The organism is uncultured Actinobacillus sp. (genome assembly GCF_945915845.1).
Lineage (GTDB): Bacteria > Pseudomonadota > Gammaproteobacteria > Enterobacterales > Pasteurellaceae > Exercitatus.
Genome location: NZ_CAMEFX010000081.1, coordinates 1 through 3,311, shown reverse-complemented (window position 1 = coordinate 3,311; position 3,311 = coordinate 1). Strand labels below are relative to the sequence as shown.

Here is a 3,311-nt window from a genome sequence, read left to right as displayed (position 1 = left end):
GTTTATCGTAAACGGGAAGAAGCTGTTTAGATACACCGCGAGTAATCGGATAAAGTCGAGTGCCTGAGCCGCCTGCAAGAATAATACCTTTCATATTAGCCTACTTATTTGTACCTAAACGTTCTAAATTATAAGAACCATCTAATACACGGCTCCACCATTTTTTGTTATTTAAGTACCATTCCACTGTTTTACGAATACCGGTTTCAAAAGTTTCCTGTGGTTTCCAGCCTAATTCATTGCCGATTTTGGTCGCATCAATGGCATAACGCACATCATGCCCTGGGCGATCAGTCACATAAGTGATTAAATCTTCGTATTTTGCTACACCAGCCGGTTTATTTGGCACTAACTCTTCCAATAACCCACAAATTGTACGAACCACTTCGATATTTGCTTTTTCATTATGTCCGCCAATATTATAGGTTTCGCCCACAACACCTTCCGTAACCACTTTATATAGCGCACGAGCGTGATCTTCCACAAATAACCAATCACGAATTTGCATACCATTGCCATACACTGGCAATTTTTTCCCTTCTAATGCATTTAAAATCATTAATGGAATGAGCTTTTCAGGGAAATGGAACGGACCATAGTTATTTGAACAATTTGTTACAATGGTTGGTAATCCATAAGTACGCAACCAAGCACGAACCAAGTGATCGCTTGATGCTTTTGAAGCGGAATAAGGGCTAGATGGCGCATAAGGCGTAGTTTCAGTAAAAAGATCGTCTGTACCTTCTAAATCACCATAAACCTCATCAGTTGAAATATGATGGAAACGGAAAGCGGATTTTCTTTCTTCAGGTAAGTTATTCCAATAACCACGAGCCACTTCTAATAAAGTGTAAGTACCAACAATATTCGTCTCAATAAACGCAGCCGGCCCGTCAATAGAACGATCTACATGGCTTTCTGCAGCAAGATGCATAACCGCATCAGGCTGATACTGATTAAATACATGTTCTAGTGCTACTTTATCGCAAATATCAACTTGTGCAAAAGTATAACGTGGATTATTTGCAACGGATTCAAGAGATTCTAAATTACCTGCGTAGGTTAATTTATCTACGTTAATAACAGAATCTTGAGTGTCGTTAATGATATGACGAACGACTGCTGAACCGATAAAACCGGCTCCGCCTGTGACTAAAATTTTTCTTGTCATTTTATTTTTCTCTATATAATCATTATTTTTTTAATTTTTTATATAACTTATTTAAGTGATACTAATTTATATAAAAGCTAACTTAATTGTGCAACTCGCCAAATTGTTTTAGCTTGATTTGCAAGCCATCTTTGCCAAGAGGATATTGTTTGAGGAGTCCATTCAGTATATTGTTCTGCTAATTTATGAGTTAATGCAAAATGACTTTCTTTAAGAACATTCCTCTTCTGAGAATATTCAGCAACGCCTAAATCTCTATTGGCATTAGATTGTAATAAAGTCATATTTCCCAAACGATAAGTTAATGCATTCATTTCTTCATAGCTAAAATCCCCCCAATTATCGGGTGCATTTTGCGGTAAGATATGTTCAATATTAAAAGTATCACTTGAGAAATCTACTTCTATACTATTTGAAATATAGCGTTCAATTTCACATAAAATGAAACGTACTAATTGAGTGCTTCTAGAGTCTGTCGTTTTAATAACTTTTTCTGCAAAATCTCTGCTGAAACGTTGATCGTCAATATAAACTGATTTTAGCAAGCCTAATGCTTGATTTGAATTAGTAATTTTTTTCTTATTTATATGTTCAACAACATTATTATAAGCTCGTTCTAATTCAGCTGGGCTGTATGTACCTATCGTATTATATCTAAAAGAAATGACCATAATAGCATAAAGCAATTTAGTAAAATTCTCTCTATCAAATTCGCGTTTTGCACTTAGTAATAAGGAAAATGGCTGACGAACTCGGAAAAGTTTCAATATATTTACCAAGCGCTTATCTTCTAGCGACCAATCAGAAATATCAGGGGAAGATAAAGACAAATAGGTATCTAAATCCTCTTCCATTCCTCTCAATAATGCAAAAACAGCTGCTCTATCTCGAATACTATTTCGAATCACTTTGAACAACTCTGTATGTCGAGTGAATTTATTCCGGCTATTCCAATAAATACGCAAAAAATCAGGAAATTTTTCTGACTGAAGACGATTGACTATATTTTCCCAACGCTCTTCTAAATTTCTTAATTCGTGGGTATTTTCTTGATTTTTATCTAAAATAGAAAAAAGATAATTTTTTAATAAATCAGTTGAAGAAAGACGAACACCACGAGAATTAAGTGTTTCAAATACTTTATAAGCATTTAGTTCATCAGAAACAGTAATCACCGTAAAAAATAAGTTATCGCTAATATATTCAACTAATTGTGCTAGCCGAACACCTTCATTACCCTCTTCTTGTTTTAAATATTGATCTACCTTTTGATAAAACCAATCAAATGCTTTACGCAATAGGTGTTCTGAGGCTCTAAGCCCCCTTTGCGGTAATTTCGCTAATGGAACCAAATAATTCTGAAAATAATCATTATTATTACGGTTCAAGGTTAATTTAGGGCGAGAAACTAATGTAACAGGATCAAGGTGACCTATATAGGTTTGACGAATTTGCTCTAGACGTTTTGTATTAGCAGTAGCATCAATATCTTCATTAATTAAATCTTGCAGTTTTTTCAAAACCGCTAAAATTATTAATGTTGCTGTTGTTAAACGTTGTTGCCCATCAATCACATCAAATGATTTATCGTCCGTAGATTGAAGAACCAAATATCCCATATAATGAGCAGAATCTGTTGGGTCTTCAATAATCCCCATAATATCCACCCATAAATCTTCCCATTGTTCAGCATCCCAACTGTAATCACGCTGAAAACGAGGAATTTTATAAGTTAAGCCATTTCCAATAAGCTTTCTTAATGTATTATTCTCTGTTTTAAAATTTGTCGCTGTCATATTACATATACTCGAAGTTATTGATTATTACGAAGCGCCATCACGCTTTAAAACAACGCCGATTGTTTTTAACAATATCACAATATCATTCCATAAAGACCAATTTTTAATATACCACGAATCAATATTTAGACGCTCATCAAATGAAACATCACTACGCCCACTTACTTGCCATAATCCTGTAATTCCTGGCTTTGTTGCTAAAATAATATCGGCAAATTTCCCCATTTTCTTTTTTTCAGTAATCATATATGGGCGATTTCCAACCAAGCTCATCTCGCCTTTTAACACATTGAAAAGTTGAGGTAACTCATCTAAAGATGTTTTACGAAGAAAATGCCCAA

At 34.6% G+C, this 3,311-nt stretch carries 4 protein-coding genes; all 4 read right to left on the bottom strand.

Translation table 11 applies throughout. The features are described from left to right. On the bottom strand, positions 1-94 hold a 94-nt coding region (locus Q0O89_RS10425; protein WP_293731625.1), incomplete at its 3' end, for a sugar phosphate nucleotidyltransferase. 6 nt (positions 95-100) lie between these two features. Next, positions 101-1,171 carry a dTDP-glucose 4,6-dehydratase gene (gene rfbB / locus Q0O89_RS10420; protein WP_293731624.1) on the bottom strand — a complete coding sequence of 357 codons (1,071 nt, stop codon included), beginning with the start codon at positions 1,169-1,171 and terminating at the stop codon, positions 101-103. 77 nt (positions 1,172-1,248) lie between these two features. Beyond that, positions 1,249-2,967: a DUF262 domain-containing HNH endonuclease family protein gene (locus Q0O89_RS10415; protein WP_293731623.1), complete on the bottom strand. Its 1,719-nt coding sequence runs from the start codon at positions 2,965-2,967 to the stop codon at positions 1,249-1,251. Between the two features lie 27 nt (positions 2,968-2,994). After that, the coding region (locus Q0O89_RS10410; RefSeq protein ID WP_293731622.1) for a sugar transferase at positions 2,995-3,311 on the bottom strand (317 nt) is incomplete at its 5' end.

What these genes read in the sequence shown, in the direction of transcription:
- rfbB (WP_293731624.1), bottom strand. Translation starts at nt 1,171, where the DNA reads ATGACAAGAAAAATTTTAGTCACAGGCGGAGCCGGTTTTATCGGTTCA.
- Q0O89_RS10415 (WP_293731623.1), bottom strand. Translation starts at nt 2,967, where the DNA reads ATGACAGCGACAAATTTTAAAACAGAGAATAATACATTAAGAAAGCTT.